The sequence below is a fragment of the Kitasatospora sp. NPDC091335 genome (assembly GCF_044757205.1).
GTDB lineage: Bacteria > Actinomycetota > Actinomycetes > Streptomycetales > Streptomycetaceae > Kitasatospora.
In genome coordinates this window covers 102,541-116,573 of sequence record NZ_JBIVUM010000023.1, presented here as the reverse complement: position 1 = coordinate 116,573, position 14,033 = coordinate 102,541, and the positions used below count along the sequence as shown (strand labels likewise).

The window sequence follows — 14,033 nt, the reverse complement described above, 5'->3', positions numbered from 1 at the left end:
GGCCGGGGTGAGCGGGGGTCCGGGAGGGCTCAGCCGATCCACACCGTGGTGATGTTGCAGAACTCCCGGATCCCGTGCCCGGACAGCTCCCGCCCGAACCCGGAACGCTTGACGCCGCCGAACGGCAGCGCCGGGTGGGAGGCCGTCATCCCGTTGAAGAACACCCCGCCGGCCTCGATGTCCCGGACGAAGCGCTCCTGCTCGATCGCGTCGGTGGTCCAGACGTTGGCGCTGAGCCCGAACGGGGTGTCGTTGGCGACCGCCACCGCCTCGTCCAGGTCGGCCACCCGGTAGACGGTGGCGACCGGACCGAAGGTCTCCTCCTGGTGGATCCGCATCGCCGGGGTGATGCCGGTCAGCACCGTCGGCTCGTAGAACCAGCCGGTGTCCCAGCCCTCGGGGCGCCCGCCGCCGCACTCCACCCGGGCGCCGCGGGTGCGGGCGTCCTCGACCAGCTCCTCCAGGTCGTCCCGGCCCTGGCGGCTGGCCAGCGGACCGACGTCGGTGCCCTCGTCCATCGGGTCGCCGACCTTCAGCGCGCGCATCGCCTCGGTGAACGCGGCGGTGAAGCGGGCGTACACGTCGGTGTGCACGACGAAGCGCTTGGCGGCGATGCAGGACTGGCCGTTGTTCTGCACCCGGGCCCGGACGGCGGTCGCCACCGCGGCGTCCAGATCGGCGCTCGGCAGCACCACGAACGGGTCGCTGCCGCCCAGCTCCAGGACGGCCTTCTTCACCACGTCCGCCGCGGTGGCCGCGACCGCCCGCCCGGCCGGCTCGCTGCCGGTCAGGGTGACGGCGGCGACCCGGCGGTCCCGGATCACGCCCTCCACCGCGCCCGAGCCGATCAGCAGGGTCTGGAAACAGCCCTCGGGGAAACCGGCCCGCCGGAACAGCTCCTCGATCGCCAGCGCGGTGCGCGGCACGTTGGAGGCGTGCTTGAGCAGGCCCACGTTGCCCGCCATCAGGGCCGGTGCCGCGAACCTGAGAACCTGCCAGAAGGGAAAATTCCAGGGCATAACGGCCAGGACGGCGCCGATCGGGCGGTAGCGGACATAGGCGCGGGCGGCGCCGGAGTCGGCGACGTCGGCCGCGGCCGGGTACTCGTCGGCGAGCAGCGCCTCGGCGTTGTCCGCGTACCAGCGCATCGCCTTCGCGCACTTGGCGGCCTCGGCCCTGGCGGCGGCGAGCGGCTTGCCCATCTCCTCGGTCATGATGCGGGCGACCAGCTCCCGGTCGTGGTCCAGGAGGTCGGCGGCGCGGCGCAGCAGCCCGGCGCGGGCGGCGAAGGAGGTCTCGCGGTAGCGGCGGAAGGCGGCCTCGGCGCGGGCCAGCCGGTGCTCGATCCCGGCCGCGTCGAGTGCTTCGAAGGTCTGGAGGGTCTCGCCGGTCGCGGGGTTGACGCTGGCGATGGGCATGCGGGGCTCCCAGGTGGAGGTTCGGGTCCGGTGCGCGTCTGCCCTCACACCCTCCCCGACGGCCCGGCTCCGGGCACGCCACCGCGCACCCGGCGTGTCCCGCCGGGCGCGCGGCCGCCGCGGCTCACTCCGGCAGCGACTCCACCCGGGCGGCCGCCTCCCTGGCCCTGGCCCCCGACCTGGTCCGCGCCGCGGTGACCTGCCGGTTGGGGAAGCGGTGCAGGTACTCGGCCTCCAGCTCCCCGGTGCGCAGCGTGTGCCGCTTCAGCGCGTCCTCCGAGCCGTACAGGAAGGTCTCGTGGCGGGTGCGGTGCAGCTGCTCCAGCTCGTGCAGGAGCGTGTCGTTGCCCAGGGCGTGCGCGGAGATGCCCGCGGGTCGGATGTGCGGGTCGTCGGCGTGCCGCATCTCGGTGCCTCCTCGGCGGAAGTCCCCTCCTCCAGGGTGCCCGCCGACCGCCGCCGGTGCACCCGTTCGCCGGGGCGCGGATCATAGGATGAATCCGTCAGCACCTTCCAGGACCACCCGCTACAGCTCGGACAGATCGCACATGCCGCTTCCCAAGGCCGAACTCCACCTGCACATCGAAGGCACCCTGGAGCCCGAACTCGCCTTCGAGCTCGCCGCCCGCAACGGCGTCCGGCTGCCGTACACCGACACCGAGGCGCTGCGCGAGGCGTACTCCTTCAGCGACCTCCAGTCCTTCCTGGACCTCTACTACGCGCTGATGGCCGTGCTGCGCACCGAGGAGGACTTCGCCGACCTCGCCGACGCCTACCTGGCCAGGGCCGCCGAACAGGGCGTGCGGCACGCGGAGATCTTCTTCGACCCGCAGGCGCACACCGCGCGCGGGGTGCCGCTGGGCGTGGTGGTGGACGGACTGACCCGGGCGCTGGAGCGCAGCGAGGAGCGGTACGGCATCAGCACCCAGCTGATCATGTGCTTCCTGCGGGACGAGTCCGCCGAGTCCGCGCTGGAGACCTTCGAGGCCGCCCGCCCGTACTTCGACCGGATCGCGGGCATCGGCCTGGACTCCGCCGAGGTCGGCCACCCGCCGGTGAAGTTCCGCGAGGTGTACCGCCGGGCCGCCGAGGCCGGGCTGCGCCGGGTCGCCCATGCGGGTGAGGAGGGCCCGGCCGCGTACATCACCGAGGCGCTGGACGTCCTCGGCGTCGAGCGGATCGACCACGGGCTGCGCTGCCTGGAGGACGGCGAGCTGGTCGCCCGCCTGGTGCGCGAGCAGATCCCGCTGACCCTCTGCCCGCTCTCCAACGTCCGGCTGCGCTGCATCGACACCCTCGCCGACCACCCGCTGCGCGAGATGCTGGAGGCCGGGCTGCTGGTCACCGTCAACTCCGACGACCCGGCGTACTTCGGCGGCTACGTGGAGGACAACTTCCGTGCCGTGCGCGAGGCCCTCGCCCTCGACCGGGAGACCCTGCGCCTGCTGGCCGCGAACTCCTTCCGCGCCTCGTTCATCGGCGAGCGGCGCCGGGCGGAACTCCTGGCCGAGGTCGAGGCGTACGTCTTCTGACCCGGCCCTGCCCGTCCGTCGCCGCGGCCCGTCACCCGTCCAGGGGTGACGGGCCGCGGCGCTCGTAGTGCAGCAGGGTGACGCCGTTGGTGAAGCGGTGGGTGTCCTTCAGGGTGAGCGGGGTGGGGTGGCCGCCCGGGCGGAAGAAGAGGGTGCCGCGGCCGAGCACGACGGGGTGGACGTAGAGGCGGAACTCGTCGACGAGGTCCTGGGCGAGGAAGGACTCGGCCAGGTTCGCGCCGCTGAGGGCGAGGTCCCCGCCGGGGCCGGCGGTGAGGGCGGCGACCGACTCGGGGGTGACCTCGCGGACGACGGTGGTGTTCCAGTCGGCGCGTTCGAGGGTGCGGGAGAAGACGGTCTTCGGCATCGCGCGCCAGATGCCCGCGAACTCGATCATCGGGGCGTCGGCGTCCGGGTCCCGGTCGGCGGTGGGCCAGACGGAGGCCATCAGTTCGTGTGTCACCCGGCCGGAGACGAAACCACCCATCCGGGCGAGTTCCCGGTTGAAGTGGGTGTGCACCTCGTCGTCGACGAGGTTCCAGCCGAGGTCGTGGTCGGGGCCCTCGAAGTAGCCGTCGACCGATAGGGAGACGAAGAGCACGATCCTGCGTCGCATGGCACCCCACCGGGAGGAATGGCCGCCGCCCGCCCCGGGTCGGAGGAGAGGGCGGCGGACGGGATCAGATCAGGGTGCTCCAGTAGTACCAGAACCGGTCGAGGACCAGCAGCGCGATCACCGCGTACCAGAGCGCCGGGACGACCCAGTGGTAGCGGGCCGCCTCCCGGACGGCCACCCGCAGGCGCGGGCCCACCGGGATCACGCCCGAGCGCAGGTTGTGCAGTGTGGTGTACCAGAACAGCGGGATCACCGCGGCCCACACCACCATGCAGTACGGGCAGAGCGCGCCGATCCGGTACAGCGCCTGGTACATCAGCCAGGTCACGAAGCCGGCCCCGAACACCGTCCCGGCCTGGAGGCCGAGCCAGAACCAGCGCCGGTACGCCGCCCCGGACAGCAGCCCGGCGCCGACCGCGATCACCACCCCGAAGGCGACCAGCCCGATCAGCGAGTTGGGGAAGCCGAAGGCCTCGGCCTGGTCGCTGCGCATGATCGAACCGCAGCTGATGATCGGGTTGATGTTGCAGCTGGGGACGTACGACGGGTCCTTCAGCAGCCGGATCTTGTCCAGGGTGAGGACCGCCGAGGCGAACAGGCCGACCGCGCCGCCGATCAGCAGCAGCCAGGCGAACGGGCGGCTCGCGCCGTACGTCCGGGGCCCGGTGGCCTCGGGCCGTACGGCGGCGGAGCCGGCCGTCATCCGGTCACCTGCTTGACCATCGCGGTGAACTGCTCGGGGGAGACGGCCTTGCCGTTGGTGAGGACGTCCAGCTTCTTCCCGTCCAGCTTGACGGTCGGGGTGCCGGTCACGTCGCTCTTGTTGAACTGCTCGTTGACCTTGGCCGCCCACGGCACGTAGGTGCCCTCCTGGACGGCCTTGACGAAGCCGTCGGTCTTCAGACCGGGCACCTGGCCGGCCAGGTCCAGGAGGTGGTTGACGTCACCGAAGGCGTCGCTGCGCTCGTCCGGCTGGTTGGCGTAGAGCACGTCGTGGAACTGCTTGAACTTGTCCACGCCCTCGTTCAGCGCGGCGCCGGCCGCGGCCAGCGCGGTGCGCGAGCCCTTGCCGCCGAGGTTGTTGTCCAGGAACGTCGCCAGGTGGTACTCGACCTTGTACGTGCCGTCGTCGGCGAGCTGCTGCACGGCCTTGCCGGTGGTGGTCTCCAGCTGCTCGCAGAACGGGCAGCGGAAGTCCTCGTAGACCTCCAGGGTGTGCGGGGCGTCGGCCTTGCCGTAGGTGATCACGGTGCCGCCGGTGCCGCTCGCGTTGGCCGGGACGACCAGCGGGCCGTTCGCGGCGCCCGGACCGGAGCCGGAGGAGCCGCCGACGGCGAAGGCCACGCCCGCCACGAGGGCGAGCACGGCGGCGGAGGCGCCGCCGACCACCACCCGGCGGCGGATCCGGTCGGAGCGCTCGGCCTGGAGGCGGGCGGCCCGCATCCGGTCGGTGGCGGAGGCCTTCGTGGCGGTCTTGCGGGTGTTGCTCATGGGGTGTCGTCCTGTGCTCTCGGGCGTACGGGGAGGCGCGCGGCCCGTCGGGGCCCGCGCGGGAGAGAGACGGCCGACCGGGCGGGACCGAGCGGGCGGGATACCCGCGGCTCGGACGGCTCAGACGGCCAGGGCGAACACCGGAGGACCGCGCCGGACGGCCGGGCGGACGACGACGTCCTCGGCGGGGACCAGCGCGCGGCTGGCCCGGGGGAACGGCACCCGGACCACGGGACGGGCCGGCCGCGGAGCGGTCAGCAGCCGCAGCCAGCGGGCGGCAGCCGGCAGGTGGCGGTGCAGGAACCCGCCCAGCATCCGGGCGGTGCCGGCCAGGCAGCACAGCGCGGCGTCCGCGCGGCGCAGCCAGTAGGCGCCGGCCAGCGCGATCACCGTGTGCAGCAGCAGGAGCAGCAGCACGGCGGTCTGCGGGGAGACGCCGTGGCCGAGCAGCAGGCCGCCGAGCGAGCCGCCGCCGCACAGCAGCGGCTGGAGGCCGTGCCCGGCGCCGGGCGGCAGGGAGGGACAGGTGCTCTGCGCGAGGTCGAACAGCGCGCCGGCGCCCAGCTCCAGGGGCAGGAAGACCGCCGCGATCGCCGGGTAGCCGCGCTCGCGGCCGGCCAGGGCGAAGGCCACCGCGAAGACCGCGGTGGCGGCCAGCAGCATCGGGCCGACCGGCAGCGAGCGGCCGGTGACCAGCACCTGGCCGAGCCCGGCGAGCAGCACGACCAGCGCGGCGAAGACCGCCGCGCGGAGCGTCCTGGTGACCGGGCCGATGTCCATGGCATCCGAGTCTGCCACAGGTTGAAAGTGGAACGGTCTGCCGGACGGCCGGCTGTGAAGAGCCTCACCAACCGTGCTGAGCTGGGCTTATGCGGCGCTTACGGGTGTTCACGGGGAGTCGGAGGGGCGGCGTCGGGGGAGTCCGGGCGACCGTCGGCGGCTCCGTTCACCCCGCGTCTCGACCAGTTCCCTGAAGTGGTCCAGGTCCTCGCGTACGGCCCGCTCGACCGCCCCCGCCTGGGCGAAGCCGCGCGGCCCGCCGAACTCCCGGTGCATCGAGTCCGGGTCGTACTCCACCCGGATCTGCACCCGGGTGTGCCCGGCGTCGAGCGGCAGCAGCGCGAAGGCGCCGCGCAGCCGGACGGAGTCCAGCGTCCGCCAGGCCATCACCCGGCCCCGGCCGCGGTCGGTGATCTCGGTGTCGACGGAGCGCTCGGCGCCGCCGATCCGCACCCCGAGGTGCGCGAGGTTGCGGCCGTGCGGGTGGGCGCTGCGGACGCCGTCGACGAACTGCGGGTACTCGTGCACCCGGTGCAGCTGTTCCCAGGCGGCGAGGACGGGGACGGCGATGTCGATCTGTTCCTCAAGGGTGCTCATGGTGGCGCGGTACCTCCCTCCGTTCCAGCCTGCGCCTCGGGGCCGGAGCCGGCCAAGGGGGGCAGCGCGTGTGACGGGCGACGGGCGACGGAACGCGGGCTGCGGGAGACTGGGCGCATGCCGGAGCTGCCCGAGGTCGAGGCGCTGAGCGCCTTCCTGTCCGAGCGGCTGACCGGGCGCGTGATCGCCCGGGTGCAGCCGGTGGCGATCAGCGCGCTGAAGACGTACGACCCGCCGGTGACGGCGCTGGAGGGGCGGACGGTCGGCCCGGTGGGCCGGCGCGGCAAGTTCCTGGACATCGAGGCCGAGGGGTTGCACCTGGTGATCCACCTGGCCAGGGCCGGCTGGCTGCGCTGGAAGGACGGCCTGCCCGCCGAGCCGCCGCGGCCGAGCCCGCGCAACCCGCTGGCGCTGCGGGTGCGGCTGGCGGGCGAGGCGGGGGACGGCTTCGACCTCACCGAGGCCGGCTCGAAGAAGGGGCTCGCGGTCTACGTGGTGCGGGACCCGGCCGAGGTGCCCGGGGTGGCCAGGCTCGGCCCCGACCCGCTGGACCCGGCCTTCACCCTGGCCGACTTCGCCGCGCTGCTGGGCGGGGACCGGCGCCGGCTCAAGGGCCTCCTGCGCGACCAGAGCGCGCTGGCGGGGGTGGGCAACGCCTACTCGGACGAGGTGCTGCACGCGGCCCGGATGTCGCCGTACAAGCAGGCCGCGAGCCTGGGCGAGGAGGAGGTGGCCCGGCTCTACGAGGCGCTCGGCGGCACGCTGCGCGAGGCGGTGGAGCGCTCGCGCGGGCTGGCGGCGGGGGAGCTGAAGGCGGAGAAGAAGCTCGGGCTGCGGGTGCACGGCCGGACCGGTCAGCCCTGTCCGGTCTGCGGGGACACCATCCGCGAGGTGTCCTTCGCGGACTCCTCGTTGCAGTACTGCCCGACCTGCCAGACCGGTGGCAGACCGCTCGCCGACCGGCGGCTCTCGCGGCTGCTGAAGTGACCCGGGGGGACGGCGTGCGGCTCGTCCCCCCGGGTTCGCGGGCGTCAGCGCTTGATCGCGACGCCGCCCCAGTAGTACGCGGCCTTCGGGTCGGCCGGGGGCTCGCCGTCCGGGCGCCAGGCCAGCACCGGGGCGACGCCCGGCTCGACCAGCTCCCAGCCGTCGAAGAAGCGGACCACGTCGTCGTAGCCGCGCGGCACCAGCGTCATCCCGCCGGCCCGGGCGGCCTCGGCGACCTTGCCGACGGCCTCGGGGTCGAAGTCCGGGGTGGGGGTGGTCAGGGCGATGCAGCTGCCGGCCGGCAGGGCGTCGCGCAGGGCGGCGACCCGGCCCCACGGGTCGTCCGCGTCGGCGATCAGCATCAGGACGGCGATCATCAGCAGGCCGACCGGCTGGGTGAGGTCGAGGGTGGCGGTGAGCGCCGGGTCGGCGAACAGTTCCTCGGGCTTGCGCAGGTCGGCGTGGATGTAGGTGGTGCGGCTGGCCGGGCTGGAGACCATCAGCGCGCGGGCGTGGGCGAGCACGATCGGGTCGTTGTCGACGTAGACCACCCGGGTGCCGGGGCTGACCGCCTCGGCGATCTCATGGGTGTTCGGCGAGGTCGGGATGCCGGTGCCGAGGTCGAGGAACTGGCGGATGCCGTGCTCCTGGGCCAGATAGCGCACGGCCCGGCCCTGGAAGGCGCGGTTGGCCTTGGCCATCTCCTTGACGCTCGGCACGGCCTGCTCGATGGCCTGCCCCATGGCGCGGTCGGGCGGGAAGTTGGTCTTCCCTCCCAGCCAGTAGTCGTACACGCGCGCAGAGTGCGGGGCGGTGGTGTCGACGCCGAAACGTTCCCACTGGCTCAGCTCGGCGGGGTCCTGTTCCTGCGGGCCCTGGTGGGGGAAGTCCTGACTTGTCGTCATGGCCACGTCCTCTGATGGCAGATCATCACACTGGGGAAGGCACAGCGTAGCGGTCCGGACGGGAGGTGAAGCGTCCGGTCGGGGAAGATCTGCGGAAGGGATCGGGACGCGGGGTGTGCGCCCGTCGCGCCTGGGCCGTCGGAGTGGTGATCGGGTCCGTCTGAGTTGCCCCCGGGGAACCGCGGTGACGGCCGGGGGAAGCATCCAGAATGCTGTCAGATCGTCAGATTACTTCGCGAAGATTGCTGTTGGTTGCGGCCGGAATGTCCCTTTTGGGGGCGGCTGCCGGATGCCGGAACCCCTGGGGTGGCGGGGAGGGCGGAGCGGGGGCGGCCGATGCGGTCGCCCCGTCCGCCTCGGCGGGGCCCGAGGGGGCGCCCGACGGGCCCGGCGCCGCTCCGGCCGCGCCCTCGGCGGCGGCCCCGGAGGGCACGCCCTCGTCCGCCCCACCGCCGTCCGCCGCGCCTTCGGGGGGCGCGCCCTCGTCCGCCCCGCCCCCGTCCGCCGCGCCGAGCGCGGTGCCGGTGCGCCGGGTGCTCACCGAGGCGGAGAGCAAGCCGGTGTACGACCTGGACCCGGCGCAGCGGGTGGTGGCGCTCACCATCGACGACGGTCCCGACTCCCGGTACACGCCGACCGTGCTGGCGCTGTTCGAGCAGTACGGGATCAGGGCGACGTTCTTCCTGATCGGCGAGAACGCGGTCGAGCACCCGGCGCTGGTGCGGGAGATCGCGGACCGCGGCCACCACATCGCCAACCACACCTGGACCCACCCGGACCTGCGGCACCTGTCCGGGGCCAAGGTGCGGGACGAGCTGGAACGCACCTCCGACCTGCTGCACCGGACCACCGGCCGGCTGCCCACCTGGTTCCGCGCGCCGGGCGGGGACTGGTCCGCGGAGTCGCTCCAGGTGGCCGCCGACCTCGGGATGCGGAACATGGCGTGGTCGGTGGACCCGCGGGACTGGGCCAGGCCGGGGACCTCGGCGATCACCGACCGCGTCCTCAAGGGCGTCCGGCCCGGGTCGATCGTGCTCAACCACGACGGCGGCGGGGACCGGTCACAGACGGTGGCGGCTCTGAAGGCGTACCTGCCGGTGCTCGTCGACTCGGGGTACTACTTCACGGCTCCGCCGAACTGAGAGCATTTCGGGTGAATCCGGGGTGGCGGCTTCAACCCTTGAACCACTCGAAAAGGTGAGGAGGGAGAACCGTTTCTGCGGATTTTGGGCCTCTAGGGTGATCTCGCACCGATTAACCGGGTACCGCCGAGTACCACCTGAAAGGCCCTCACTCATGCGTCTCCGCAACGCCGTGCTCGCCGCCGCCAGCGCCATCGCCCTCGTCCTCGCCGTCCCGTTCTCCGCCAACGCCGCCGAGGGCGACTTCCTCTACAAGGTCGGCCCCGGGGTCCTCGCCGGCCTGGCCGACCCGAAGAGCGGCGAGTGCGTCGACCTGCCGTGGACCACCGAGGCGGCGCCGGGCTTCGCGCCGGAGAACCTCACCCGCTCCACGGCCACCGTCTTCCTGGCCGCCGGCTGCGCGGGCGACGTCTTCTACGACATGGCCCCCGGCAAGAAGCTCGGCGACCGGCTGAAGCTGCGCTCCGTCCTCTTCTCCTGAACGGACGGTCACCGCGGACCACGGCGGTCCGGCGAGCGGTCAGGAGCCGCCGGGCCACCCGTGATCGGCTCCACCGCACTTCCGGTGGGGCCATTCGGGTGAGTGGCGTAGCGTGACTGGGGAGGGGGGGCGCCATCCCGGCCGCTGAGGAGGACGTCATGTCCGTACGGGAACCGGACGCGGTGAAGCAGGAGGCCTTCGGCGGGCGCGTGCTGGAGGTCCTCAACGACGCCTGTCTGGGGCTGATGACCAGCCTCGGCCACCAGACCGGGCTGTACGACCTGATGGCCGGGCTCGCCCCGTCGACCGGCGAGGAGATCGCGCGGGCCGCCGGGCTGAACGAGCGCTACGTCCGCGAGTGGCTGGGCTGCATGGTCGTCGCGGGCTTCGTCGAGTACGACCCGCGGGAGCGCACCTACCTGCTGCCGCCCGAGCACGCGGCGTCACTGACCAGGGCGGCCGGGCCGGACAACCTGGCTGGGATGATGCCCTTCCTCGCGATGATGGGAGAGGTCGAGCAGGAGCTGCTCGGGCACTTCCGCGGCGGCGGCGGGATGCCGTACTCGGCGTACCCGCGCTTCCAGCGGCTCCAGGCCGAGGAGACCGCCCGGGTGTACGACCTGGCCCTGGTGGACGCGATCGTGCCGCTGGCGGCGGGGCTGACCGAGCGGCTGCGGGCCGGGATCGACGCGGTGGACATCGGCACCGGGCAGGGGCACGCCGTCACGGTGCTCGCCCGGGCGTTCCCGGAGAGCCGCTTCACCGGCATCGACATCTCCGCCGAGGGGATCGCCGCCGCCCGCGCGTCCGCGGCCCGGCTGGGCCTGCGCAACGCCCGGTTCGAGGTCGCCGACTCGGCCGCGCTGACCGGGGAGTACGACCTGGTCACCGCCTTCGACGTGATCCACGACCTGGCCCGCCCGACCCGCACGCTGGCCGCCGTCGCCGGAGCGCTGCGGCCCGGGGGCGTCTTCCTGATGGGTGACATCGCCGCCAGCAGCGAGCTGGCGGAGAACATCGGCCACCCGCTGGCGCCCGCGCTCTACACCTTCTCGACCTTCTACTGCATGACGGTCTCGCTCGGTGAGGGCGGGGAGGGGCTCGGGACGGTCTGGGGCGAGCAGACCGCCCGGCGGATGCTGGCGGAGGCCGGGTTCGGGCCGGTCGAGACGAAGCGGGTCGAGGGCGACGTGCTGAACCTGTACTACGTGGCGCGGCTCGACGGCGCGGCGAACGGCTGACGGGCGGGCCCGCCGGGCCGGGGCTCGCCGGGCCGGGGCGGTCGGGCGCCTCGCGCAGGGGCTCGCCGGGGTGGCCCGGGCCGGGCTGTCGGCGTAGGTTCGAACTGTCCGGCCCGGTCGCCGGCGCCTCGCCGTGCCCGTACGCCCTGTCGTGGTGGTGCGGCCCGCTGTGTCCGTGGTCGGGCGCCGCAGCCTGGGCAGAGCGAAGGAGGGCCTGGGATGACCGGCAACGGCTATGCGCACCCCGAGGCGTTGGTCCGCACCGAATGGCTGGCCCACCACCTGGACGACGGGACGGTCAGGGTCGTCGAGGTGGACGAGGACACCGAGGCCTACGACCGGGACCACATCCCCGGCGCGGTCGGCTGGAACTGGACCACCGACCTGCACAGCCAGGTCGGCCGTGACTACGCCGACCGCGACGGCGTCCAGCACCTGCTGCGGGCGGCCGGGGTCGAGGACGACACCACGGTGGTGCTGTACGGCGGCAACAACAACTGGTTCGCCGCCTACGCCTACTGGCTGCTGCGGCTGCGCGGCTTCGGGCCGGTGCGGCTGCTGGACGGCGGGCGCAAGAAGTGGGAGCTGGAGGGGCGGGAGCTCACCCCGGAGGTGATGGACTACCAGCACACCGGCTACCGGCTGAGCGGGCCCGAGCGGCCGGAGCTGCGGGCGATGCGGGACGAGGTGCTGGCCAAGGCGGAGGTGTTCGCCAAACCGGGGGCGGACGCGGTGCTGGTGGACGTCCGCTCCCCGGCCGAGTTCAGGGGCGAGCTGATCGCACCGCCACACCTGCCGCAGGAGCAGGCCCAGGTGCCGGGGCACATCCCCGGCGCGGTCAACATCCCCTGGTCGCAGGCGGCCAACGACGACGGGTCGTTCCGCTCGGCGGAGGAGCTGCGGGAGCTGTACGGCGGGAAGGGCGTGGGGTCGGAGCGCGAGGTGATCGCGTACTGCCGGATCGGCGAGCGGTCCGCGCACACCTGGTTCGCGCTCACCGAGCTGCTCGGCTATCCGCACGTCAAGAACTACGACGGCTCGTGGACGGAGTACGGCTCGCTGGTCCGGGCGCCCGTGGTGCTCGGGGCGTGAGTGGCGGGCAGTGTGTGAGTGACGGGCGGAGTGCGAGTGGGGGATGGAGCGCGAGTGACGGGCGGGGCGGCGTGACGACGTCGCGGCACCGCTGCGAAGCCGTCATTTCGGCGCGTTTCTTTTCATGAACATCTCACGATGGGGGAGTGGACGAGGCGCCTCCGGGACAAGGATCGATTCAACCCAATCGTTCCGGTGATCCCTGGAGGACCACGTGCGCAAGAGGCTGATCGTCTCCGCTGCCAGTGCCCTGAGCCTGTTCCTGGCCGTTCCCGCCTCGGCATCCGACTTCCAGGCCGGCACGGCCGGGGTCGGTGACCGGTACTACCCGACCTACGGCAACGGCGGCTACCGGGTCTCGCACTACGACATCCGGCTGAAGTACCAGCCCGCCACGGACGAGCTGGAGGGCACCACGACCATCCTCGCCACGGCGACCCAGGACCTCTCCCGGTTCAACCTCGACTTCGCGCTGAACGTCTCGGAGGTCCGGGTCAACGGGCGGCCCGCGGCCTTCACCACCAGTGGCGAGCAGGAGCTGGAGATCACCCCGGCCCGGCCGCTGGCCAAGGGCAGCCAGGCCACCGTGGTCGTGCGGTACAAGGGCGTGCCGTCCAGCGTGAAGAAGTACGGCTTCACGGCCTGGCTCCGCACGCCGGACGGCGCGGTGGCGGCCGGCGAGCCCGAGTCGGCGTGGTGGTGGTTCCCGAGCAACGACCACCCGAGCGACAAGGCCACCTTCGACGTCTCGGTGCTGGTGCCGAACGGCAACCAGGTGATCAGCAACGGCATCCTGACCGGTACCTCCTCGCAGGCGGGCTGGACCAGGTACAGCTGGCGCGAGACCAAGCCCCAGGCGACCTATCTGGCCACGCTCGCGGTCGGCAAGTTCGACGTCACCACGGACACCACGGCGAAGGGCCTGCCGGTCTACAACGCGTACAGCAAGGACCTCGGTGACAACGCGGACGCGGCCAGGGCGAGCGTCGAGCGGACCGGCGAGCTGGTCGACTGGCTGAGCGGCTACTTCGGCGAGTACCCGTTCAGCTCGGTCGGTGGCTACGTCCCCAACGTGCCGACCGGCTTCGCGCTGGAGACCCAGACCCGGATCTTCTACAGCCCCCGGCAGTTCGCCCGGGGCTCCAACACCTCGGTGGTCGTGCACGAGCTGGCCCACCAGTGGTACGGCGACAGCGTCTCGCTCTCGCAGTGGAGCGACATCTGGCTGAACGAGGGCTTCGCCCGCTACTCGCAGTTCCTCTGGTCCGAGCACGAGAACGAGGGCACCGCCCAGGAGCTGGCCGACTACGTCTACGCCTCGCACCCGGCCGACGACCCGTTCTGGACCGTCAAGCCGGGCGACCCCGGTCCCGACAACCAGTTCGCGGGCGCCGTGTACGACCGGGGCGCGGTCGCCGTCCAGGCGTTGCGCAACGCCGTCGGGGAGGACGCGTTCTTCCGGATCCTCAAGGGCTGGCCCACGGAGCGCCGTTACGGGAACGCCACCATCGCGCAGTTCCAGGCGTACGCGGAGAAGGTCTCCGGCAAGAAGCTCGGTGACGTGCTGAACACCTGGCTGTTCACCGCGAGCAAGCCGGCCGTCGGGCCGGTGCCGGCCGGTGCCTCGGTGGCGGCCTCGCCGGCCCTGGGCGCGGGTGCGGACCAGGGGCGGCTGCCGGCCGAGCCGAAGTCCTGGAAGAAGATCCAGGAGAGCAACTCGCTGCACGAGGCGCACAACTGACGGTCCCGAG

At 72.9% G+C, this 14,033-nt stretch carries 15 protein-coding genes; 7 read left to right on the top strand and 8 right to left on the bottom strand.

Annotated elements, in window-relative coordinates; translation table 11 throughout:
• Positions 1-29: 29 nt before the first annotated feature.
• Positions 30-1,418: an NADP-dependent succinic semialdehyde dehydrogenase gene (locus tag ACIQOW_RS34935; RefSeq protein WP_401091850.1), complete on the bottom strand. Its 1,389-nt coding sequence runs from the start codon at positions 1,416-1,418 to the stop codon at positions 30-32.
• A 124-nt stretch (positions 1,419-1,542) separates the two neighbouring features.
• Complete coding sequence (locus ACIQOW_RS34930; protein ID WP_401091848.1) at positions 1,543-1,824, bottom strand: DUF6158 family protein; 282 nt, start codon at positions 1,822-1,824, stop codon at positions 1,543-1,545.
• 142 nt (positions 1,825-1,966) lie between these two features.
• Between ACIQOW_RS34930 and ACIQOW_RS34925 the strand changes: the two genes are divergently transcribed.
• The gene (locus ACIQOW_RS34925) at positions 1,967-2,950 is read left to right on the top strand and encodes an adenosine deaminase (RefSeq protein ID WP_401091846.1); all 984 of its coding nucleotides are present in this window, start codon (positions 1,967-1,969) and stop codon (positions 2,948-2,950) included.
• 31 nt (positions 2,951-2,981) lie between these two features.
• Here the strand turns inward: ACIQOW_RS34925 and ACIQOW_RS34920 are convergent, their stop codons facing one another.
• The 5 genes from ACIQOW_RS34920 to ACIQOW_RS34900 all read right to left on the bottom strand — a co-directional run bounded on the left by ACIQOW_RS34920 (position 2,982) and on the right by ACIQOW_RS34900 (position 6,434).
• The gene (locus ACIQOW_RS34920) at positions 2,982-3,566 is read right to left on the bottom strand and encodes a dihydrofolate reductase family protein (protein WP_401091844.1); all 585 of its coding nucleotides are present in this window, start codon (positions 3,564-3,566) and stop codon (positions 2,982-2,984) included.
• Between the two features lie 64 nt (positions 3,567-3,630).
• On the bottom strand, positions 3,631-4,269 hold the full coding sequence (locus ACIQOW_RS34915; protein ID WP_401091842.1) for a vitamin K epoxide reductase family protein: 639 nt from the start codon (positions 4,267-4,269) through the stop codon (positions 3,631-3,633).
• A complete protein-coding gene (locus ACIQOW_RS34910; protein ID WP_188300966.1) occupies positions 4,266-5,057 on the bottom strand; it encodes a thioredoxin domain-containing protein in 792 nt (263 codons plus the stop codon). Before ACIQOW_RS34910 ends, ACIQOW_RS34915 begins: the two co-directional genes overlap by 4 nt.
• 120 nt (positions 5,058-5,177) lie before the next feature.
• Positions 5,178-5,855, bottom strand: a complete 678-nt coding sequence (locus ACIQOW_RS34905) for a hypothetical protein (protein WP_401091840.1) — start codon at positions 5,853-5,855, stop codon at positions 5,178-5,180.
• Between the two features lie 90 nt (positions 5,856-5,945).
• Complete coding sequence (locus ACIQOW_RS34900; protein WP_401091839.1) at positions 5,946-6,434, bottom strand: SRPBCC family protein; 489 nt, start codon at positions 6,432-6,434, stop codon at positions 5,946-5,948.
• Positions 6,435-6,551: 117 nt separating this feature from the next.
• On the opposite strand from ACIQOW_RS34900, the gene ACIQOW_RS34895 reads away from it, so the two are divergent.
• The gene (locus tag ACIQOW_RS34895) at positions 6,552-7,421 is read left to right on the top strand and encodes an Fpg/Nei family DNA glycosylase (protein WP_401091837.1); all 870 of its coding nucleotides are present in this window, start codon (positions 6,552-6,554) and stop codon (positions 7,419-7,421) included.
• A 44-nt stretch (positions 7,422-7,465) separates the two neighbouring features.
• Here the strand turns inward: ACIQOW_RS34895 and ACIQOW_RS34890 are convergent, their stop codons facing one another.
• A complete protein-coding gene (locus ACIQOW_RS34890; RefSeq protein ID WP_188300970.1) occupies positions 7,466-8,326 on the bottom strand; it encodes an SAM-dependent methyltransferase in 861 nt (286 codons plus the stop codon).
• A 533-nt stretch (positions 8,327-8,859) separates the two neighbouring features.
• Between ACIQOW_RS34890 and ACIQOW_RS34885 the strand changes: the two genes are divergently transcribed.
• The 5 genes from ACIQOW_RS34885 to ACIQOW_RS34865 all read left to right on the top strand — a co-directional run bounded on the left by ACIQOW_RS34885 (position 8,860) and on the right by ACIQOW_RS34865 (position 14,023).
• Positions 8,860-9,468, top strand: a complete 609-nt coding sequence (locus tag ACIQOW_RS34885) for a polysaccharide deacetylase family protein (protein ID WP_401091834.1) — start codon at positions 8,860-8,862, stop codon at positions 9,466-9,468.
• A 154-nt stretch (positions 9,469-9,622) separates the two neighbouring features.
• Complete coding sequence (locus tag ACIQOW_RS34880; protein ID WP_401091832.1) at positions 9,623-9,949, top strand: hypothetical protein; 327 nt, start codon at positions 9,623-9,625, stop codon at positions 9,947-9,949.
• 158 nt (positions 9,950-10,107) lie between these two features.
• On the top strand, positions 10,108-11,190 hold the full coding sequence (locus tag ACIQOW_RS34875; protein ID WP_401091830.1) for a class I SAM-dependent methyltransferase: 1,083 nt from the start codon (positions 10,108-10,110) through the stop codon (positions 11,188-11,190).
• 219 nt (positions 11,191-11,409) lie between these two features.
• On the top strand, positions 11,410-12,282 hold the full coding sequence (locus ACIQOW_RS34870; RefSeq protein WP_401091828.1) for a sulfurtransferase: 873 nt from the start codon (positions 11,410-11,412) through the stop codon (positions 12,280-12,282).
• A gap of 214 nt (positions 12,283-12,496) precedes the next feature.
• Positions 12,497-14,023 (top strand): M1 family metallopeptidase, encoded by a 1,527-nt coding sequence (locus ACIQOW_RS34865; RefSeq protein ID WP_401091826.1) that lies wholly within the window; start codon positions 12,497-12,499, stop codon positions 14,021-14,023.
• The last annotated feature ends 10 nt before the right edge of the window (positions 14,024-14,033 follow it).